This window comes from Ralstonia sp. ASV6 (assembly GCF_016429285.1).
Classification (GTDB): Bacteria; Pseudomonadota; Gammaproteobacteria; order Burkholderiales; family Burkholderiaceae; genus Ralstonia; species Ralstonia flaminis.
The window spans coordinates 1-19,941 of record NZ_JAELUI010000105.1 but is presented as its reverse complement, the minus strand read 5'-3'; the positions used below and the strand labels follow the sequence as shown (position 1 = coordinate 19,941).

Sequence of the window (19,941 nt, the reverse complement as noted above, 5' to 3'; positions counted from 1 at the left end):
CCACCACAGCGATGCCGGCATGGTCGGCTCCTGTCAGAAGAGGAAAGCGGGAGGAGGGGCGGAGCCTGTGGCTCCGCAGGGGACTAGAGCGCGGTAGTGTCGGCGGTCTGGCCGAACAGCACGCGGCGCTCGTCGTCGGAGATGTCTTCGCGGCGGCGCGAGTAGGCGCGCTCGACGCCGGCATACGCGCGCTCGGTGGCCGGGCGTGCGCCAACGGCCTTGAACCAGCGCTGCAGGTGCGGGAAGTCGCCCAGGTCTTGCCCGTGCCCTGCGTGCGGCACGATCCACGGGTAGGCCGCGATGTCGGCGATGGTGTAGTCGTTGCCGGCAATGTACGGGCGATCGGCCAGACGGCGGTCGAGCACGCCGTACAGGCGGTTGGTTTCTTTGGTGTAGCGGTCGATGGCGTAGGGCACGCGCTCGGGCGCATACACGTTGAAGTGGCCGATCTGCCCGGCCATCGGGCCCAGGCCGCCCACCTGCCAGAACAGCCACTTGAGCACTTCCATGCGGCCGTGCAGGTCTGTGGGCAGTAGTTGGCCGGTCTTCTCGGCCAGGTAGAGCAGCATGGCGCCCGATTCAAACAGCACCACGGGCTCGGTCCCCTCGGCCGGGTCGTGGTCGACCATGGCCGGGATCTTGTTGTTGGGCGAGATGGCGAGGAACTCGGGCTTGAACTGGTCCCCCCGGCTGATATCCACGGGGATGACGCGGTGCGGCAAACCGGTCTCGGCAAAGAACAGCGCCATCTTCAGACCGTTGGGGGTGGCGCAGGTGTAGAGGTCGATCATGGCGGGGCCCTCGTGTTTCTGTCGTGTTGGTTGACAGAGTAGGTGCGTGAGTGGCCTTTTGTAATGACCAGAAATCGGAATTTCTGGGTGGCCACTTGGCTCAGTGGCCGTGCACCTGTGCGGGCTCGGGCGTCTCACACGATCGCGCGTAGCTCTCCCACGCAGCGGTCACGCACAGCACCCCGGTTGCCAGCGCTGACACAGCCAGCGCGGACAGGCCATCCGCCACCAGCAGCCCGGCCGCTCCCAGTACGACCAGCCCGACCACGTGCGCCGGGCGCACCCGCCCGAAGATCGCCCACTTGAACAGCAGGTTGCCCAGCAGATACAGCCCTGCGCTGCCCAGCACCGCCAGCGCCGCGCCCGCATGCGGATGGCCCACCGGATGCGCGAGCACAAACTCGTCGGCCACCGCCCCAATGATGATGCCCGCCACCAGCACTACGTGGATGTAGGTGTACGCCAGCCGCGCCAGGCGGCCCGGGTCGGCCGAGTGCGACATGGTGTGTGCGCCGCGCTCGGCAATCGTGTCGAAATACAGCCACCACATGGCCAGGCTGCCGATGAACGACACGGCCATCGCCGCAATGTTGGCTGCGTTCCAGTCGAGCCCGGCAAACGTCGAGCCCGTCACCGTTACGGACTCACCCAGCGCGATGAGGACGAACAGCGAGCAGCGCTCGGCCATGTGGCCGCCTTCCACGTTCCAGTCGTCAGTGGTGGAGCGGCCCAGGCCCGGCGTGTAGAAGCCCATGGACGGGCCGATCCATTCAATGGCCAGCGCGGCGATCCAGCACACCCAGCGCACCGGCACGTCCGACAGCCCGCCCGCCAGCCACAGCACCGCCGAGATGCCGAGCCACACACCGATGCGCTGGAAGTTGCGCCGCATGCTCAGCGACTCATGCCGCACGGCCCACAGGAAGAACAACGTGCGCCCGAATTGCATGAAGACGTAGGCCAGCGCAAACGCCAGTCCGCGTGAGCTGAACGCCTGCGGCAGCGATGCCGAGAGCAGCAGCCCCGCCGTCATCAGCACCAGCATCAGGATGCGGATGGCAAGCTTCTCGGGGTCGAGCCAGTTGGTGACCCACGAGGTGAAGATCCACACCCACCACACCGCCAGCATCAGCAGCAGCGCCTGCGCGCCGCCTTCTAGCGTGAAGTTGCCGATCAGCAGGTGCGAGAGCTGCGTCACCGCAAAGACGAACACCAGATCGAAGAACAGCTCGATGTTGGTGACGCGGTGGTGGCCGTGCCCACCATCGGATAGGGTGGGCGCGGCGCGGAGGTAGCTGCGGTGCATCGTGAGTTTTTCGTGTGTGTTGTGTTCAGGTGGACAGGTCAGGCCGACTGCATGCCGAGCGTGAGCGTGCCGGCCCCCACCATTACCGCACCACCGGTGTAGCCAAAGCGACGCTGCGCGGCCACGCTGGTCAGGCGCTTGGCGAGCAGCTTGGCGGCCAGCGCGTACATCGACGCATTGGCGGCGGCCAGGCACACGAAAGTCGGCAGCAGGATCACGCTTTGCGACAGGAAGGTCTGGTCAGCCGACATGAACTGCGGCACGAACGCGACGAAGAAGACGATGCTCTTGGGGTTGAGCGCGGTGACCGTCCACGCGGACAGGAAGCGGCGGCCGGCGGACTTTTGCTGCATCGGGATGGCGGCCTCGGGCGCATTGTCGCGCAGGCGGCGGGCGCTGAGGATGGACTTGATGCCCAGGTAGACGAGGTACGAACCGCCGATGAGCTTGAGCGCTGTGAATGCCGCGGCGGATGCGGCGAGCAGGGCGCCCGCGCCAGCCAGCGAGACGGCCATGGCGGTGGTGTCACCGGCGGCGACGCCCGCCACCGTGCTCCACGCCGAGCGGCCACGGTTGGCCAGCGAATCACCAATCACCAGCAGGATGGTGGGGCCCGGGATCAGCAGGATGATGATGCTGGCGCCAATGAAGGCCAGCCAGGTGTGGAGGGTCATGGTGGGGTCTCTGGTTTTTGGGGTTGGGAGAGACAGTTATCCATGAAAATTTTGGGGCGTCAAACGAGGGGTGTTTGGTTTTTGCGTTTTGGGTTTTGTGTTGGTGGTTTGCTTCCGTTTCGTCCCCTGCCGGGGCCGACTGACTTTCTTTGTCTTGCCAAAGAAAGTAAGCAAAGAAAGGCGCGCCCGAGATGGCGAAAGCCTCCTTGGATTTTTGTCGCGGGGAGGGGAAGGAGCCAAACTCGCTGCGCTCAGACAAGGCTCCTTCCTTTTTCCTCCCCGCAACAAAAATCCAAGGCGCCATCAAGGGCAGGAACGTCAAAGGCCAAACCGGCGGGGAACAAGCGTGAGCGACATGGCTCGGTTGGTGCGGGTGCGGGTGCGGGTGCGGGTGCGGGTGCGGGTGCGGGCGCCTAACGCGAGGTGCGAGGCTAACGGCTAGCGGCGACCAGTGGGGGCGAGACGGAGTAGCGCACAGGCAATCGATGGTGTGCTTTACCCCTGCCCTAGATGGCGCCTTGAATTTGTGTAAGCGGGCGGAAAAAAGACGGGGAACTGTCTGAGCGCAGCGAGTTTTCCCCGTCTCCGCCCGCTTACACAAATTCAAGGGATGGGTCGCCATCTCGGGCGCGCCTTTCTTTGCTTACTTTCTTTGGCAAGACAAAGAAAGTGAGTCAGCCCCGGCAGGGGATGAAACACGGGATGCACCACCAGCGCAAAAACTAAGCATGCCGCCGCGCCGCCAACGCCACCCCACCCACCAACAACAGCGCAGCCACCACTTCCAACCCATGCGGCAAGCGAGCCTCATAGATAAACCCATAAAGCAGCGCAAACACCGTCTCAAACACAATCATCTGCCCAGATAGTGTCAAAGGCAGCTTCCGGCTGGCTGCATTCCACAGGCTGTTGCCAAGCACCGAAGCCCCCAACGCGACCCCAGCATTGATCACCCAGAACAGCATCCACGCCGATGCAGGCTGAGCAGACGCCGTCGCCATCCCCGGCATCAGGAACGCCGGCACCGCCAGCACCAATGACAGCGCCCCCGTTGCAATGCCCGTCAGCAATGACCATTCACGACTCGTGAACTGCGGGCGCTTGCGCAAATACCGCGCATTGCACACCGCATACACCGTCCAGCATGCCAACGCTCCAGCCGCCATCAGCAGGCCGATGAGGTACGCGCTGCCACCGGCATCCGCATGCATGGCCGGCGCATCCAGGTAGATGCACACCACCCCCGCCACCGCCATCAGCAGCGGCAGCGCCAAGCGCCGCAACGGTAAGCTACCGTGCTCCGCCGCACCCGCCAGTGTGACCGTCACCGGCAATAGCCCGACAATCAACGACACCGGCGCCACGCCTGCACGCTGCACGCCGCCCGCCACGCACAGGTAGTACAGCAGGTTGCCCGGCAGCGATAGCAACAGCAGCGCCCCCCAATCACGCCGCGTCGTTTTGTGCCACAGCGTGCGCCACACGGGCAACGCCAGCGCCAGAGAGAGCACGCCATACAGCACATACCGCGCCGCCGACAGCGCCAGGGGCGAGAACTGCGGCAGCATCTTGGGCGCAACAAAGATGATCCCCCACAGGGCGCCCGCGGCCACGCCACAGCCCAGTCCCATGAGGTGGTCGCGCCGTGCGTCGTGCTGCGTCGGTGCGAGGTGTGTTGCGGTGTGGGTGTCGCTAACAGCCATGTGGAGCCTGGTCCGGAAGATCAATCGAACCGGCACTCTGCGCGTGCGCGTGCGATGCGTCTTGGTGAAGACGGCCGTGCTTTGGCAGAAACGGAAATGGAAACGAGAGGGGCGATTCAGCCGCGCCGCACAGCCGCGGGCGTCACGCCGTGCACAGCCTTGAGGTGACGCGTGAGCGCGCTCTGGTCGTAGTAGCCCGTGCGCGCGGCAATCTCGGCGATGGGCAGCGCGCTGGTTTCGAGCAGCGACAACGCGTGGTGCAGTCGTACCGCAGCCAGGCGCGCGTGCAGGGTGGTGCCATACGCAGCTCGGAACAGCGTTGCAAGGCGCCGCGTGCTCAGGCCCACATCGGCGGCAAGTTCGTCGAGGGTCAGCGGATCGGCATAGCGCTGGTCGATGGTGCGCCAGGTTTGCTCGGCACGCGCGTCGGTGCGGGCGCGCAGCTGCGTCGCTTGATTGGCCGGATGCGCGGCCAGCGTCGCCAGTGCAAGAGTCGACCACGCATTCGCCAGCGTGGCATCGACCACGGGACCGGCCGATGGCGCATGCGCGCTCTGCAGCCACGCCGTCAGCGCGCGCAGCCCGGGCGTGAGCGGGAAGAACACGCGGTCGGCCAGGCCACGCAGGTCAGGCGTTTCAACCGCTTGCGCGGCGATGTCCAGCACGATGAAGGTATTCGTGCCGGCGGCTTCAAAGGCATGCGTGGCATCGGCGGGGATGAGCGCGGCGTGGTGTGTGTCGACGCAGCCGCCGCGGCCGTCCACGTCCATCTCCAGCACGCCGCGCGCGGGCATCACGACTTGCACGAAGTCGTGTGCGTGAGGCGGAGCGGCCAGGCCGTAGGTGCGGAAGTCCAGCATGATCGGGCGAGGATAGCACCGGCGTCTGCCCAAAAAAATACCCGGTGGAAGGCACCGGGCACTTAACTTTCACGGATGAGGATCCGTGAGAAGAGGAACGCGCGTATCGTGCGCCGCGCGCGTGACACCGGCGTGTCAACGCCCAACGCTCATTCCTCGGTAATGGTCACGATGTTCGGATAGAACGCGAGCATGCCCGCGACCTGTTCAGCGGCCGGGATGGGGTGCTCGTACGTCCAGACCGCATTGGTGGCGCGTTCGTCGCCGGCCACGATGGTGTAGTAAGACGCCTGGCCCTTGTACGGGCACTGGGTGTGATGCTGGGTACGCTCCAGCAGGTTCATCCGCACGTCGTCACGCGGGATGTACAGCACGGGCGGAAGCGAGCGCTCACGCAATATGCGCGCAGCCCGCGTATCGGCGATGGTGTGGCCATTGAACGTGACCGTAACGCGACGCGGATTGGCTTGAACAACGATGGGGGATGCGAGTGCGGTATCGGGCATGCGGTGCTCCTGCGTCGAAGAATGCAGCCCCGCAGGTGCGGGGCGCTCTTTCACTCTAGTGGAAGAGCGCCCTCCGTGTTGGACCGTGCCGGACGTTGCCGGCACGCCCTCCGCCTCCGCTGGTGTTACCAGTGTGTCTCGCTTTCTGGCGTGGACGACACACGATGGATGGCGAGGTCGGCTCCCATGAACTCGGCCTCGCGATCCAGCCGCAGGCCCACGAACTTGCGCAGTGCGCCGTACACCACCGTGCCGCCGATCAGCGCGATCACGATGCCGCCCGCGGTGCCCGCCACCTGCGCCCAGAACGACACGCCGCCCAGGCCGCCCAATGCCTTCAGCCCGAAGATGCCGGCCGCAATGCCGCCCCATGCGCCGCACAGCCCGTGCAGCGGCCACACGCCAAGCACGTCGTCGATGCGCCAGACGTTCTGCACGCGGGTGAACATCCACACGAACAGCACGCCCGCCATGCCGCCGGTCACCAGGGCGCCCAGCGGATGCATTACGTCAGACCCCGCGCACACGGCCACCAGGCCAGCCAGCGGGCCGTTGTACGAGAAGCCCGGGTCGTTCTTGCCCATCCACCATGCGGTGAGCGTGCCGCCCACCATGGCCATCAGCGAGTTGATGGCGACCAGGCCGCTCATCTTGTCCAGCGTCTGCGCGCTCATCACGTTAAAGCCGAACCAGCCCACCGCCAGTACCCACGCGCCCGCAGCCAGGAAGGGGATGTTCGATGGCGGATGCGCGGCGATGCGGCCGTCGTCCTTATAGCGGCCGTGGCGTGCGCCCAGCAGCAACACCGCCGGCAGGGCAATCCAGCCGCCCACCGCATGTACCACCACCGAGCCGGCAAAGTCGTGGAACTCCGCGCCCGTCACCGCCTGCAGCCAATGTTGGATACCGAAGCGCTGGTTCCAGGCGATGCCCTCGAAGAACGGGTAGACGAAGCCCACCAGCACGAAGGTTGCCGCCAGTTGCGGCTCGAAGCGCGAGCGCTCGGCAATGCCGCCCGAGATGATGGCCGGGATGGCCGCGGCGAAGGTCAGCAGGAAGAAGAACTTCACCAGCTCGTAGCCGTTCTGCTGCGCGAGCACATCGGCGCCGGTAAAGAAGTTGACGCCGTACGCTACGGAATAGCCGATGAAGAAGTACGCGATGGTCGACACGGCAAAGTCGACCAGGATCTTGACCAGCGCATTCACCTGGTTCTTCTTGCGGACGGTACCCAGCTCAAGGAATGCGAATCCGGCATGCATGGCAAGCACCATGATCGCGCCCAGCAGGATGAAGAGCGCGTCGCCCCCGGTTTTGATGGTGTTCATTATGGTTGTCGTGCGGGTTGGGACCAGCGCCGTTCAAGTGCAGAATGCCCTCAAATGACGCAAAAGCCGCCGACAGATGCAAAAGCTGTTCCAACTGTGTGCAAACGTGTGAATTGGCGCACCACAGCCGTGCGCCCGATCCGTCGGCAGAGTGCCGGCCCTGGGTGAGCCCGGTTTCGGTGCGTCTATGCCTTTATTTGGTGCTGATGGCGCACGGTATGCGCGCAGATGGTGCGTCCGCCGTCAGGGCTTGGGCGTCGCCACGGCGAAGGAGGTGGCCACCGCCGTCCAGAGTGGTTCATAGCGCTGCCGCAAGACGCCGGCCTGCTCGGGCGATGCGGCGGGCGACTGCGTGTGCAGCATCACGAGTGCACCGTCGGTCGGGACCATGTAGACGCGACCGATGAACGTGTTGCTCGTAGCGCGCGGTGCGTGCGGGCCGGGGGCATCGCCGATGTAACTGGCCCAGACGCCAATGCGCCCGCCGAACGATTGCACGCCCCAGCCGGTCATCCGGCACGGCAGCGCCACGGCTTGCCGGATGGCATCGCGCATCCAGCGGGGCTCGCGGTTATCGGATACGGCTTCGGGCTCGCCTTCGGTGGGGCGCACGATCAGCTCGATGCGCGACAACCCTGCGCCGCCCTGGTTGGCCCAGGCGCCAATCGCCACGCGGGCCGGATCGGGTTTGCGCGGCGGGGTGGGCGGCACGCGCTCCCAGGAAAACGGCAAGCGCAGCGTCAGGTTCGCACCATTGGCGTTCGGCCAGTCAGAGAGCGTGATGCTTTGCGTGAAACGGCTGGACAGCTCTTCGGCAGGGCGGTCGTCGTAGACCACCGCCAGTAACGTCTGCAGCGTCGGGCGGTCCTGGCTACCCTGGGCGCGCTCTGTCACGCGTTGGGCCAGGGCATGCGTGGTCTCCGGGGTCTGCGTAGAGACGGCCACGCTCGGCTGGTGCAGGTCGAGCGCACGCTCGATCAACAGTTGGCGTTCATCATCTGTGAGCGGAATCCCGGCGATCAGGCGGCGCGTGCGCGCCAGCGCTTGCGGGAAGGTGTTGTCGAACTGGTTGCGGGCTCGGATCAACTCTTCGCGCTGGCTGGGAAACCGCTGGATGGCACGGTCCAGCGCCTGCGTTTGTGCGGTCAGAAAGCCAAGCACGCTGATCAGCCCCGGGATGGCGCCAGGCGTGTAGTCCCACGCCAGCGCATGGCCGGAGTACGCCAGCATGGCGGTCAGACACCAGCGCATCGTTGCGCGGCTTGGCATTGGAATATCCCCCTGTGGCCGGACCCGTTTCCGACCAAAGCCCGACTCTAGCGATATGTATCGATTGTGCGCAAGACGGGGCTTGCCCCAAGGAAGGAGGGGGTCGTTGTGTTTTTCGTGCGCGGGTTGCGTGCACTCATGCGTGTGCGGGTTTGCGCAAACAAGCGGGGCGTGGTGCTCTACTTGAACGAGTAGCCAACCGTGACCATGAAGCCACTGGTCCAGAAGAACTGCACTTCCGTACGGATCTGCCCGTATTTGTAGCCCAGCGTCGGCAGGATGCCTGGCGAGAAGCCCTTGTAGTTGAGCGGTACCTTGTTCTGGTACTCACCCTTGTAGCCGTGCAGGATGCCTCCGGTCAGCTTGCCGTAGAAGTTGGTATTGCCCAGGTTCCACAGATACCCGCCGTACACCAGTTGCGAGGGTTGGCCGAACGAGTTCTGGAACGCCGCCGCGCCCACCAGCCAACCGTTGTCACGCCGCCATTCAACGCCCAGCAATGGGGAGTACTTGATGTAGTGGTCATCCCGGCTGTAGTGCATGTTGTACACGCTGGCCTGGACGGAGATTTCGTCTCCGGGTTCAAAGATATCGGCAACGGCAGGCGATGCGCCAGCCAGGAGCGCCGCAGCGGTGGCAATGCCGCGAAGCTTGGTGATCAAAGAAGAGAGAGTCATATGACGCCAACACGTCCGAGCCAAAGGCTCGCCCGGCCCTTGCTTGGGGCCCCGACGCGATTTCCCGTGAAGTTTTGTGTGATGGGAATCTTCGGCGAAGCGGCCTGACGTTTCTGTCGGATTGGTCCGAAAGGCGGCTCGGATCGGTCCGAAAAATAGGAATCGGCTGACGAGCGCCCGTCGCGCCGGGATGGTTGACGTTCCCGTCCACCCCGAAAATACTGTCTGTTCGATCCTCCGACCGGCATGCCGCACCCTGTGCGTCCCACAACACATTCAACGCCGGCGCCCACTCAACGAAGGTGGAGACATGACCGATCTTTCCGCTGCCCGCGCGGCCGATCCAACGCCCGCCAGCGAACCCGCCCCGGTGCGCAACAAGGTGCGCTTCGTGACAGCCGCCTCGCTGTTCGATGGGCATGACGCGTCGATCAACATCATGCGGCGCATCCTGCAGTCGATGGGCTGCGAGGTGATCCACCTCGGGCACAACCGCTCCGTCGACGAGGTGGTCAATGCTGCCCTGCAGGAAGACGTACAGGGCATTGCCGTGTCGAGCTACCAGGGCGGCCACGTCGAATACTTCAAGTACATGATCGATGCGCTGCGTGCGCGCGGCGGCGAACACATCCAGGTGTTCGGCGGGGGCGGCGGGGTGATCGTGCCCACAGAGATTCGCGAACTGCAGGACTACGGCGTGGCCCGCATCTACAGCCCCGAAGACGGCCAGCGCATGGGCTTGGCCGGCATGATTGCCGACATGGTGCAGCGCTGCGATATCGACCTCTCCACGTATGCGCCGACCACGCTGGAGCCCATCGTCAACGGCGATCGCCGCGCACTGGCACAGTTGATTACGGCATTGGAATCGCGCCGCATCGATCCGGCATTGCGTCAGGCCGTGCACGAGCGCGCCGCTGTGACGCATACGCCGGTGCTCGGCATCACGGGCACGGGCGGTGCCGGTAAATCGTCACTGACCGATGAGCTGATCCGCCGCTTCCGGCTCGACCAGCAGGACAGGCTGCGCATCGCGGTCATCTCGATCGATCCGTCGCGGCGCAAGTCGGGCGGGGCGCTGCTGGGCGACCGCATCCGCATGAACGCGATCAACCATCCGCACATCTTCGTGCGCTCGCTGGCCACGCGCGAGGCCAGCCGCGAGATTTCCGACGCGCTGCCTGATGCAATTGCCGCGTGCCGTGCGGCGGGTTTCGACCTGATCATCGTGGAGACCTCCGGCATTGGCCAGGGCGATGCGGCCATCGTGCCGCATGTCGATCTGTCGCTGTACGTGATGACGCCAGAGTTTGGCGCTGCCAGCCAGTTGGAAAAGATCGACATGCTCGACTTTGCCGATCTGGTGGCGATCAACAAGTTCGATCGCAAGGGCGCGCAGGATGCGTGGCGCGACGTGGCCAAGCAGGTGCAGCGCAACCGCGAGCAATGGCACGCGCGGCCCGAAGACATGCCGGTGTTCGGCACGCAGGCATCACACTTCAACGATGACGGCGTGACGGCGCTGTACCACGCGCTGGCAGACCTGCTGACGGCGCGCGGCATGCCGTTGGCCGAACGCACACTGCCGCGCCCGGCCGGTCATTGCTCCACCAGCCACGACGCAATCGTGCCGCCCGCACGCGTGCGTTATCTGGCAGAGCTGGCCGACACGGTGCGCGGCTATCACCGCCGCGTGCAGATGCAAAGCTGCCTCGCGCGCGAGCGTCAGCAGTTGCAGGCCAGCCGGCTCATGCTGGAGCGCGCGGGCGCGAGCGTGCAGACGCTCTCAGCGCTCGATAAGCAGGCCGCCGAACGCGATGCTCAACTCGGCGCCACCGAGCGCAAGCTGCTCGCCATGTGGCCCGACCTGCGCCGCGCGTATTCCGGTGACGAATACGTCGTGAAGATCCGCGACAAGGAGATCCGCACCGCGCTCACACACACCACGCTCTCTGGCACCACCATCCGCAAAGTCGTGCTGCCGCCGTACGAAGACGACGGCGAAGTGCTGCGGTGGCTGATGCGTGAGAACGTGCCGGGCAGCTTCCCCTACACCGCCGGCGTGTTCGCCTTCAAGCGCGAGAATGAAGACCCAACGCGCATGTTTGCGGGCGAGGGCGACGCCTTCCGCACCAACCGGCGCTTCAAGCTCGTCAGCGAGGGCATGGACGCCAAGCGCCTGTCCACCGCGTTCGACTCCGTCACGCTGTATGGCGAAGACCCGGCCGTGCGTCCCGATATCTACGGCAAGGTCGGCAATTCCGGTGTGTCGATCGCCACGTTGGATGACATGGAGGTGCTGTACGACGGCTTTGACCTCACGAGCCCGAACACGTCCGTCTCCATGACGATCAACGGCCCCGCGCCGACCATCCTGGCGATGTTCATGAACACCGCCATCGACCAGAACCTCGCCAAGTTCCGCGCCGACAACGCCCGCGAGCCGACACAAGACGAGGAGGCGAAGATCCGCGCATGGGTGCTGCAGAACGTGCGCGGCACGGTGCAGGCGGACATCCTCAAGGAAGATCAGGGGCAGAACACCTGCATCTTCTCGACCGAGTTTTCGCTCAAGGTGATGGGTGATATTCAGGAATATTTTGTGCACCACCAGGTGCGCAATTTCTATTCGGTGTCGATCTCGGGCTATCACATTGCCGAAGCCGGCGCGAACCCGATTTCGCAGCTGGCCTTTACGCTGGCCAACGGCTTTACCTATGTGGAGGCGTATCTGGCGCGTGGCATGCACATTGATGACTTTGCGCCCAACCTGTCGTTTTTCTTCTCCAACGGCATGGACCCGGAGTACAGCGTGCTGGGCCGTGTTGCCCGCCGCATCTGGGCGGTGACGATGCGCGACAAGTACGGCGCAAACGAGCGCAGCCAGAAGCTGAAGTACCACGTGCAGACATCAGGCCGATCTCTACATGCGCAGGAGATTGCGTTCAACGACACCCGCACCACGCTGCAGGCGCTCATCGCCATCTACGACAACTGCAACAGCCTGCACACGAATGCCTACGACGAGGCCATCACAACACCCACGGCGGAATCCGTGCGGCGCGCGCTGGCCATCCAACTCATCATCAACCGCGAGTGGGGGCTGGCCAAGTGCGAGAACCCGAACCAGGGCAGTTTCGTCATCGACGAGTTGACTGACCTGGTGGAAGAGGCCGTGCTGCAGGAGTTCGAGCGCATTGCCGAGCGCGGCGGCGTGTTGGGGGCGATGGAGACGGGCTACCAGCGCGGCAAGATTCAAGAAGAGTCGATGCTGTATGAGCAGCGCAAGCATGATGGCTCGCTGCCGATCATTGGGGTGAATACGTTCCGCAACCCGGAGGCTGAGAACATTGTGCCGCCGCATATTGAACTGGCGCGTTCAAGCGAGGAAGAGAAGCAGAGCCAACTTGCGCGGTTGCTGGACTTCCATACACGTCATGCGGCTGATGCGCCGGCCATGTTGCAGCGGTTGCAGCGGGCGGTGATTGAGGATCAGAACGTGTTTGCTGTGTTGATGGAGGCGGTGCGGGTTTGTTCGCTTGGGCAGATTACCCATGCGCTATTTGAGGTGGGGGGGCAGTATCGGCGGAATATGTAGTTGGGGTTTTGGTTTTGATGTTGGTGGTGCATCCCCTTTCGTACCCTGCCGGGCACGACTCACTTTTCTTTGTCTTGCCAAAGAAAAGTAAGCAAAAGAAAGGCGCGCCCGAGATGGCGACCCCCTCCTTGAATTTTCGTAACCGGGCGGAGATGGGGAAAACTCGCTGCGCTCAAACAGTTCCCCATCTTTATTCCGCCCGCTTACGAAAATTCAAGGCGCCATCAAGGGCAGGAACGTCAAAGGCCAAACCGACGGGGAACGAAGGTGAGCGTTGGAACTCGGTTGATGCGTGATGCGCGAGGGGGAATGCGAGTACGAGGTTAGCGGCCGGCGGTGAGTCGTCATGAACACAAGACGAAGTAGTGCACCGGCAATCGATGGTGTGCTTTACCCCTGCCCTAGATGGCGCCTTGAATTTCTGTTGCAAGGAGGAAAAAGGAAGGGAAACTGTTTGAGCGCAGCGAGTTTTCCCCTTCCCCTCCTTGCGACATAAATTCAAGGAGTCTTTCGCCATCTCGGGCGCGCCTTTCTTTGCTTACTTTCTTTGGCAAGACAAAGAAAGTGAGTCGGCCCCGGCAGGGGATGAAACAAGGGATGAACCACCAACAAAAAAACCAACCATCTACCGCTGCATCCAAGCCAGCCATAACAAAATCAAAACCGGCGGCACCACACACCAAAACGAAACCACCCCAAACGCCAACGCCCCAAGCACCGCGCCAATAGCGAACCCCACCAACGGCGGTAGCATCTTCCGCAGGCGCGTACGAGCACCATCCTTCTGCGTACTGTCAGGCGACAGCAACTCCACCACATCAATCACGATCTGCGTCGTGTTGCCCGTCATGATGGTGGTCGGTGCATGCTCAGACAGCACGATGCGCGCCTTGGCGTTCTGCACCCCCATCGCCGCCACGCCGATCAGCCCAACGACGATGGTGGCCGGGGCATCGGCCGATTGAATCGGCAGTGCCAGCAGGCCTGCCACCATGAACGTCGCCAGCAGCACGGCTTGCGCCAGCAGCAGTGGCCGTACCGGCGCCACACCGCGCCGCGTGAGCGCCGCCACTGCCAGCTTGGTCGACGCCACGGCCAGCACAAACACCGGCAACGCCAGCAGCTTCGCAAGCACACCCTGACCGGAGCCGGCCAACTCCACGCCGATCATCACGAAGTTGCCCGTGACGTGCGCCGTGAACAGGCCGAACAGCGCCGAGAAGCCGACCACGTCGACATAGCCGGCAACGAACGCCAGCAGGCTGCCCTGCGCGATCGGGAAGCGCGTTGACGGCGGTGCGACCGCCGGAGTCGCCGCGGCTTCAGAAGGCAAAGCACGAACACCCGAAGGCGCCCCAGAAACCACGGAAGTCGGTGGTCGGTACGTTGGCCGTGCGCGCCTTCTGGTGCGCATGGCCGTGCACCGTGCACGCGCCGGCGCAGTGGTGTACCTGCTGCTGCAACGGCGCAGCCGGACGCCAGTGCCCGGGCACGCGCGAGACGGGCGACCACTCCGGCAGCACCGGAATCGGCGGCGGCCCAAACTCGGTGAACTCCGCAGCGCCGTAGACCACGCGCCCACCCACCACGGTCAGCACCGATTCGATGGTCTTGATGTCAGCCTCGTCCACGCTAAAGAAATCCGCCGACAACGCTGCCAGGTCGGCGAGCTGCCCGACCTTGATCTGCCCCTTGTTGCCCTGGTCCGCCGAGAACCACGCGCTGCCGTGTGTGTACAGCTCCAGTGCGACCTCGCGCGGCAGCCCTTCCGGGTACAACGCCATGCCACCCACCGTGCGCCCACTCGACAGCCAGTACAGTGACGTCCACGGGTTGTAGCTCGACACCCGCGTGGCATCCGTGCCGGCGCCCACCGGCACGCCTTCCGCCAGCATGCGCTTGATGGGGGGCGTCTGTTCGGCGGCCGCAGCGCCATAGCGGTCGACAAAGTACTCGCCCTGAAAGGCCATGCGATCCTGGATAGCGATGCCGCCGCCGAGCGCACGCACGCGTTCGATGTTCTTCGGCGAGATCGTCTCCGCATGGTCGAAGAACCACGGCAGGCCGTTGAACGGAATGTCGCGGTTCACGCGCTCAAATACGTCGAGCATGCGCGAGATCGATTCGTCGTACGTGGCATGCAGGCGGAACGGCCAGCGCTGCGCGACCAGGTGACGCACCACGGTCTCCAGCTCCTGCTCCATCGTCTCGGGAAGGTCAGGACGCGGCTGCAGGAAGTCTTCAAAGTCCGCAGCGGAGAAGACGAGCATCTCGCCTGCGCCGTTGTGGCGGAAGAAGTCATCGCCCTGACGGTATTGCACGCTGCCGGTCCAGTGCTTGAAGTCGGCCAGTTCCTCTTTCGGCTTCTGCGTGAAGAGGTTGTAGGCAATGCGAATGGTGAGCTGGTTTTGCGCCGACAGCGCGCGGATGACTTCGTAGTCCTCCGGATAGTTCTGGAAACCACCACCCGCATCGATGGCGCTGGTCACGCCCAGGCGGTTCAGCTCACGCATGAACTGGCGCGTTGAGTTGACCTGGTACTCGGGCGGCAGCTTCGGCCCCTTGGCCAGCGTGGCGTACAGGATCATTGCGTTGGGCTTGGCGATCAGCATGCCGGTGGGCTCGCCGCTGGCGTCGCGCTGGATCTCGCCGCCCGGCGGGTTCGGTGTGTCCTTGGTGTACCCGACCTGGCGCAGCGCGGCGCGGTTGAGCAGCGCGCGGTCATACAGGTGCAGTACGAACACGGGCGTGTCGGGCGCGGCCTGGTTCAGTTCTTCCAGCGTGGGCATGCGGCGCTCTGCAAACTGGAATTCTGTCCAGCCGCCGACCACGCGTACCCATTGCGGCGACGGCGTGCGCGCGGCTTGTTCCTTGAGCATGCGCATCGCATCGGCCAGCGAGGGCACGCCCTCCCAGCGCAGCTCCAGGTTGTAGTTCAGTCCGCCTCGGATCAGGTGCAGGTGCGAATCGTTCAGGCCGGGGATGACGGTACGCCCGCGCAGGTCAATCACCTGGGTCGCGGCGCCGCGCTGCGCCATCACCGTGGCATCGTCGCCCACGGCGGTGAAGCGGCCATCGCGCACGGCAACGGCGCTGGCGGTGGGGCGTTCGCGGTCGACTGTGTGGATGCGGCCGTTATGCAGGATGAGGTCGGCAGTCATGGTGTCGGTGTCAGTACTTGGGAAACAGCGAGAAGCGTCCCGGTCCGGCAATCAGGACGGTGACGAAGATGATGAGCAGCATCCAGCCGAACTGCCCGTCAGCGAGTGACCAGTCGGGGTGGACGATCAGCATCGCCACCAGCAGCGTGGCAACGATGGGCAGGCATGCCAGGCGTGTGAGCACGCCCAATGCAATGAGCAGTGGGCACACGGTCTCCGACAGGATCGCGAGCAGCAGCGTGGGGGCGGCGCCCATGTGGAATGGGTCTTCGATGCGCGTGAGTTCCTGGCTGTAGTGCAGCACCTTGGGCAGGCCGTGCACGGTAAAGAGCAGCGCACTGCCGGCTACGCGCAAGAACAGCAGGCCAGCGTGCAGTGCGGTGTCGGCCGGTGCCGCCGCGTTTGTGGATTCGAGCGAAAGGCGCGTCATGGCATCAGGTCGGGTTGCGCGGTGTTTGCTCGGCCGGGTTGGCCGCAAGTTCGGCCTCGGGTGCCTTGGGCGGCGCCCCCGTGATCTTGGGCACGCACTCGTGGCGGAACCACGCCATCGTGATCGGTTCACCCGCCAGCAGGCGCTGCGCGGTCGGCACGATCTGCTCGCCGATCAGCATGCCGAGCAGCCCGACCAGCGCAATCGCAGGCGGCGCGGGCGAGCGTACGTGCAGCAACGCATAGATGATGCCGACCAACATGCCGACGCCAATGGAAATGAGGTAGGGCTTCATGAGGCCTCCTGTCAGGCAGTGATCGGGGCCGGTGCACGCGCGCCGCCGTGCACCGGCTCACCCAGCTTAGGACGACAGGAAAGCCAGCAGATCGGCGTTGACCTTATCCGCCTCGGTCACGCACATGCCGTGCGAGCCGCCCGGGTAGACCTTGAGCGTGCCGTTCTTCACCAGCTCCACACCGAGCTTGGCGGAATCGTCGATCGGCACGATCTGGTCATCGTCGCCATGCAGGAACAATACCGGCACGTCGATCTTTTTCAGGTCTTCGGTGTAGTCGACCTCGGAGAATTCCTTGATGCACAGGTACTGGCCGTGAATGCCACCGGTCATGCCCTGCGCCCAGAAGGCGTCGATGGTGCCTTGCGAGACCTTGGCACCCGGCCGGTTGAAGCCGAAGAAGGGCGTGGCGAGATCGCGGTAGAACTGCGAGCGGTTGTCCGCCACCCCTTTGCGGATGCCGTCGAACACCTCCATCGGCAAGCCCTTCGGGTTGGCGGCTGTCTTGAGCATGATGGGCGGTACGGCACCGATCAGCACGGCGCGCGCGACGCGCTTGGTGCCGTGCCGGCCGATGTAATGCGCGACTTCTCCGCCGCCGGTGGAGTGGCCGACCAGCGTGGCGCCCTGGATGTCGAGCGCATCGAGCAGCGCCGCCAGATCGTCGGCATAGGTATCCATGTCGTTGCCCTTCGAGGGCTGGTCGGAGCGGCCGTGGCCGCGCCGGTCATGCGCGATGACGCGAAAGCCCTTCTGCACGAGGAACAGCATCTGAGCGTCCCAGGCGTCGGCGTTGAGCGGCCAGCCGTGAGAGAAGACGACCGGTTGGCCGGTGCCCCAGTCCTTGTAGAAGATGCGCGTACCGTCTTGAGTCGTGATCGTTTGCATGGTGGGAGTGGATCTCTGTGTGATGGTGATGGCGAATCGGGCGGCGCGTGCAACAGCGGTGTTGCTGGTCAGGCGTCGCCCGAGGGCAGGGATGCGGCTTGGGTGGCAGCGCGATCAGCGGGCAGGCACGGCCGCCAGCGCCTCGTGCGGCGTGGCCGTGCGCTGCGGTGCCTTGTGCACCATCGTGTAGGCGTAGTCCACGCCCATGCCGTAGGCGCCGGAGTGCTCCTTCACCAGCTTCATGACGGCGTCATACGTATCGCGGTGGGCCCAGTCACGCTGCCATTCCAGCAGCACCTGTTGCCACGTCACGGGCACCACGCCAGCCTGGACCATGCGCTGCATGGCGTAGTCGTGCGCTTCCTTGGAGGTGCCGCCCGAGGCGTCGGCCACCATGTAGATCTCGTAGTCGGCATCGTGCATGGCTGACAGCGCGAAGGTGCAGTTGCACACCTCCGTCCACAGACCGGCGACGACGACCTTCTTGCGGTTGTTTTTCGCCAGGGCGTCGCGCACCTTCTGGTCGTCCCAGGAGTTCATCGAGGTGCGTTCGAGCAGTTCCTTGCCCGGGAATACGTCGAGCAGCTCAGGGTAGGTGTAGCCGGAGAAGCTCTCCGACTCGACGGTGGTGATGGTGGTGGGGATGTTGAAGATCTTCGCGGCTTTGGCAAGGCCAACGGTATTGTTCTTTAGGGCTTGTCGGTCCATCGACTGTACGCCGAAGGCCATTTGCGGCTGGTGGTCGATGAAGATCAGTTGACAGTTCTGCGGGGTGAGGACTTCCAGCTTCGGGTTCGTCATGGCCGTATCCGTTGGGGGCGTGATGCAAATGAGAGAGCGCCGCCGTGTGGTTGTCGCATGGGCGTCATGCGGGTGCCGTGCAGAACCCACGGCACCCACGGCAATCGGCGGCCCAACCATCATAGGAATCTGCGCTCCGTGCACAACGTCCAAAACGGCGAGTGCAGTTTTCGCGATTGACGAACAATCCATGCTGCTTCGCGAAATATTGCGCGACTAACCTGTACCCGCGCCGGCCGCTGGAACTGGTTCGCCAGCCCCTAGCGCCAGCCCCTAGCGGACCCAGCCGCGCGCGAGCAGGGGCACGTCCCAGGTCAGCTCGCCCGCGTGGTGGTTGGCCAGGCAGTCGATCAGCGCACACACCTTGACGGCCTGTCGCTGCGTTGCGGGATAGACCGCAGAAAAATGCAGCGGCGCGAGGTCGTACTCGGCCAGCACAGGCACGAGCCTGCCGGCGATCAGGTCATCGCTCACCACCAGCGTGGGCAAGCACGCGATGCCGGCACTGGTGAGTGCGTAGTCGCGCAGCAGGTGCACGGAGTTGGAGCGCACCTGCTCGGGCAGGTCGAGTTCAGCGCGCACTTCACCGCCTTGCGAGAACGCCCAGCGCTTGCGGGTGGGGTAGCCGGAGTACAGCGCGAGCGAATGCTGCAGGAGGTCGGCCGGCTGTTGTGGCAGGCCGTACTCCTCAACGTAGGCGGGCGTCGCGCAGAACACGCGCCGCAGCACAAACAGGCGCTTCTCGATCAGCGAATCGTTGATGGGCGGGAAGATCTGGAACGCCACGTCGAACCCCTCGGCAATCGGGTCGACCACGCTGTCGTCCACCACCACGTCGAGCTGGATGTCGGGGTACTGCGCGCCAAACCTGGCCAGCGGCGCGGCAAAGTGGCTCAGCGCATAACCGGGCAGCATGCGGATGCGCAGCTTGCCGGCCGGCGTGGCGCGCAGGCCGCGCATCTGATCGGTCAGGTCCGTCAGCATGCAGACGGCTTCGGCGCACCGCTTGTAGTAGGTCTCGCCCACCTCTGACAGCCGCACGTGCCGGGTGCTGCGGTGGAACAGCGGCGCCTCGATAAAGCGCTCAAGTTGCTGCACGCGGTTGGTGACCACCGAGTTGGTTACACCCAACTGGCGTGCGGCTTCGGCAAAGCTGCGCGTTTCGGCCACGCGCACAAAGGCTTCGATACTGAGAAAGCGGTCCATAGGTACGGTCCCTGCGCCGCAGGTGAGGGTGGCGCGACGCCAGTCATCATACGGGGATCCTGACGAATGTGACGTTGCCGCCCGCGGGGCTTTTCCGGGGATCGTCTGGTCGTTTATCCTCTGCAATCTGTTTCATTCCCCTACCAAACTACCTAGCGAGGAGCAGTTCATGGCAATCCAAACGGTCGGCATCGTCGGTGCTGGAACAATGGGCAACGGCATCGCACAGGCATGCGCCGTGGTCGGGCTGGACGTGGTGATGGTGGACATCAGCGATGCCGCCGTGCAGAAGGGCATTGCCACTGTGGTGGGCAGCCTGGACCGCCTCATCAAGAAGGACAAGCTGACCGAAGCCGACAAGAACGCCGCACTCGCGCGCATCCAGGGTTCAACCAGCTATGACGACCTCAAGCGCGCCGATCTCGTCATCGAAGCCGCCACCGAGAAC

18 protein-coding genes are annotated in these 19,941 nt (G+C 64.4%); 2 read left to right on the top strand and 16 right to left on the bottom strand.

From position 1 onward, the window contains the following. Positions 1 to 83: 83 nt before the first annotated feature. The 9 genes from JHD73_RS19515 to JHD73_RS19475 form a co-directional block, all read right to left on the bottom strand. Complete coding sequence (locus JHD73_RS19515) at positions 84 to 791, bottom strand: glutathione binding-like protein (RefSeq protein ID WP_199031884.1); 708 nt, start codon at positions 789 to 791, stop codon at positions 84 to 86. Positions 792 to 891: 100 nt separating this feature from the next. After that, on the bottom strand, positions 892 to 2,097 hold the full coding sequence (locus tag JHD73_RS19510) for a low temperature requirement protein A (RefSeq protein ID WP_199031883.1): 1,206 nt from the start codon (positions 2,095 to 2,097) through the stop codon (positions 892 to 894). Between the two features lie 38 nt (positions 2,098 to 2,135). Beyond that, complete coding sequence (locus tag JHD73_RS19505) at positions 2,136 to 2,771, bottom strand: LysE family translocator (protein WP_199031882.1); 636 nt, start codon at positions 2,769 to 2,771, stop codon at positions 2,136 to 2,138. A 722-nt stretch (positions 2,772 to 3,493) separates the two neighbouring features. Then, on the bottom strand, positions 3,494 to 4,474 hold the full coding sequence (locus JHD73_RS19500; RefSeq protein ID WP_199031881.1) for a DMT family transporter: 981 nt from the start codon (positions 4,472 to 4,474) through the stop codon (positions 3,494 to 3,496). Between the two features lie 116 nt (positions 4,475 to 4,590). Further along, complete coding sequence (locus tag JHD73_RS19495; RefSeq protein ID WP_199031880.1) at positions 4,591 to 5,334, bottom strand: AraC family transcriptional regulator; 744 nt, start codon at positions 5,332 to 5,334, stop codon at positions 4,591 to 4,593. Between the two features lie 149 nt (positions 5,335 to 5,483). Continuing rightward, entirely contained in the window at positions 5,484 to 5,840 is a 357-nt protein-coding gene (locus JHD73_RS19490) for a DUF427 domain-containing protein (protein ID WP_199031879.1), read from the bottom strand. 125 nt (positions 5,841 to 5,965) lie between these two features. Next, positions 5,966 to 7,168: an ammonium transporter gene (locus JHD73_RS19485; protein ID WP_199031878.1), complete on the bottom strand. Its 1,203-nt coding sequence runs from the start codon at positions 7,166 to 7,168 to the stop codon at positions 5,966 to 5,968. Between the two features lie 243 nt (positions 7,169 to 7,411). Next, on the bottom strand, positions 7,412 to 8,437 hold the full coding sequence (locus tag JHD73_RS19480; RefSeq protein WP_199031877.1) for a hypothetical protein: 1,026 nt from the start codon (positions 8,435 to 8,437) through the stop codon (positions 7,412 to 7,414). 179 nt (positions 8,438 to 8,616) lie between these two features. Next, complete coding sequence (locus JHD73_RS19475) at positions 8,617 to 9,114, bottom strand: hypothetical protein (protein ID WP_199031876.1); 498 nt, start codon at positions 9,112 to 9,114, stop codon at positions 8,617 to 8,619. Positions 9,115 to 9,424: 310 nt separating this feature from the next. Between JHD73_RS19475 and icmF the strand changes: the two genes are divergently transcribed. Then, a complete protein-coding gene (icmF, locus tag JHD73_RS19470; protein WP_199031875.1) occupies positions 9,425 to 12,712 on the top strand; it encodes a fused isobutyryl-CoA mutase/GTPase IcmF in 3,288 nt (1,095 codons plus the stop codon). Between the two features lie 625 nt (positions 12,713 to 13,337). On the opposite strand, the gene JHD73_RS19465 is transcribed toward icmF, so the two are convergent. From JHD73_RS19465 to JHD73_RS19435, 7 genes are all read right to left on the bottom strand, one after another. Beyond that, positions 13,338 to 14,045 (bottom strand): YoaK family protein, encoded by a 708-nt coding sequence (locus JHD73_RS19465; protein WP_233177062.1) that lies wholly within the window; start codon positions 14,043 to 14,045, stop codon positions 13,338 to 13,340. After that, on the bottom strand, positions 14,035 to 15,873 hold the full coding sequence (locus tag JHD73_RS19460; protein WP_199031873.1) for an amidohydrolase: 1,839 nt from the start codon (positions 15,871 to 15,873) through the stop codon (positions 14,035 to 14,037). Before JHD73_RS19460 ends, JHD73_RS19465 begins: the two co-directional genes overlap by 11 nt. A gap of 10 nt (positions 15,874 to 15,883) precedes the next feature. Then, a complete protein-coding gene (locus tag JHD73_RS19455) occupies positions 15,884 to 16,303 on the bottom strand; it encodes a DoxX family protein (RefSeq protein WP_199031872.1) in 420 nt (139 codons plus the stop codon). A gap of 4 nt (positions 16,304 to 16,307) precedes the next feature. Continuing rightward, positions 16,308 to 16,598, bottom strand: a complete 291-nt coding sequence (locus tag JHD73_RS19450) for a XapX domain-containing protein (RefSeq protein WP_199031871.1) — start codon at positions 16,596 to 16,598, stop codon at positions 16,308 to 16,310. Between the two features lie 66 nt (positions 16,599 to 16,664). Next, entirely contained in the window at positions 16,665 to 17,486 is an 822-nt protein-coding gene (locus tag JHD73_RS19445; RefSeq protein ID WP_199031870.1) for an alpha/beta fold hydrolase, read from the bottom strand. Between the two features lie 114 nt (positions 17,487 to 17,600). Next, positions 17,601 to 18,287 carry a hydrolase gene (locus JHD73_RS19440; RefSeq protein WP_021196188.1) on the bottom strand — a complete coding sequence of 229 codons (687 nt, stop codon included), beginning with the start codon at positions 18,285 to 18,287 and terminating at the stop codon, positions 17,601 to 17,603. 273 nt (positions 18,288 to 18,560) lie between these two features. Continuing rightward, positions 18,561 to 19,493, bottom strand: coding sequence for a LysR family transcriptional regulator (locus JHD73_RS19435; RefSeq protein ID WP_199031869.1), 933 nt, complete (start codon positions 19,491 to 19,493; stop codon positions 18,561 to 18,563). Positions 19,494 to 19,662: 169 nt separating this feature from the next. Here JHD73_RS19435 and JHD73_RS19430 point away from each other — a divergent pair. Further along, positions 19,663 to 19,941, top strand: a 279-nt coding sequence (locus tag JHD73_RS19430) for a 3-hydroxyacyl-CoA dehydrogenase NAD-binding domain-containing protein (protein WP_233177061.1), incomplete at its 3' end; no start/stop codon positions are given.

Excerpts from the sequence above, each read along its gene's own strand:
- JHD73_RS19515 (WP_199031884.1), bottom strand. The coding sequence starts at position 791 with ATGATCGACCTCTACACCTGCGCCACCCCCAACGGTCTGAAGATGGCG.
- JHD73_RS19510 (WP_199031883.1), bottom strand. The coding sequence starts at position 2,097 with ATGCACCGCAGCTACCTCCGCGCCGCGCCCACCCTATCCGATGGTGGG.
- JHD73_RS19505 (WP_199031882.1), bottom strand. The coding sequence starts at position 2,771 with ATGACCCTCCACACCTGGCTGGCCTTCATTGGCGCCAGCATCATCATC.
- JHD73_RS19500 (WP_199031881.1), bottom strand. The coding sequence starts at position 4,474 with ATGGCTGTTAGCGACACCCACACCGCAACACACCTCGCACCGACGCAG.
- JHD73_RS19495 (WP_199031880.1), bottom strand. The coding sequence starts at position 5,334 with ATGCTGGACTTCCGCACCTACGGCCTGGCCGCTCCGCCTCACGCACAC.
- JHD73_RS19490 (WP_199031879.1), bottom strand. The coding sequence starts at position 5,840 with ATGCCCGATACCGCACTCGCATCCCCCATCGTTGTTCAAGCCAATCCG.
- JHD73_RS19485 (WP_199031878.1), bottom strand. The coding sequence starts at position 7,168 with ATGAACACCATCAAAACCGGGGGCGACGCGCTCTTCATCCTGCTGGGC.
- JHD73_RS19480 (WP_199031877.1), bottom strand. The coding sequence starts at position 8,437 with ATGCCAAGCCGCGCAACGATGCGCTGGTGTCTGACCGCCATGCTGGCG.
- JHD73_RS19475 (WP_199031876.1), bottom strand. The coding sequence starts at position 9,114 with ATGACTCTCTCTTCTTTGATCACCAAGCTTCGCGGCATTGCCACCGCT.
- icmF (WP_199031875.1), top strand. The coding sequence starts at position 9,425 with ATGACCGATCTTTCCGCTGCCCGCGCGGCCGATCCAACGCCCGCCAGC.
- JHD73_RS19460 (WP_199031873.1), bottom strand. The coding sequence starts at position 15,873 with ATGACTGCCGACCTCATCCTGCATAACGGCCGCATCCACACAGTCGAC.
- JHD73_RS19455 (WP_199031872.1), bottom strand. The coding sequence starts at position 16,303 with ATGACGCGCCTTTCGCTCGAATCCACAAACGCGGCGGCACCGGCCGAC.
- JHD73_RS19450 (WP_199031871.1), bottom strand. The coding sequence starts at position 16,598 with ATGAAGCCCTACCTCATTTCCATTGGCGTCGGCATGTTGGTCGGCATC.
- JHD73_RS19445 (WP_199031870.1), bottom strand. The coding sequence starts at position 17,486 with ATGCAAACGATCACGACTCAAGACGGTACGCGCATCTTCTACAAGGAC.
- JHD73_RS19440 (WP_021196188.1), bottom strand. The coding sequence starts at position 18,287 with ATGACGAACCCGAAGCTGGAAGTCCTCACCCCGCAGAACTGTCAACTG.
- JHD73_RS19435 (WP_199031869.1), bottom strand. The coding sequence starts at position 19,493 with ATGGACCGCTTTCTCAGTATCGAAGCCTTTGTGCGCGTGGCCGAAACG.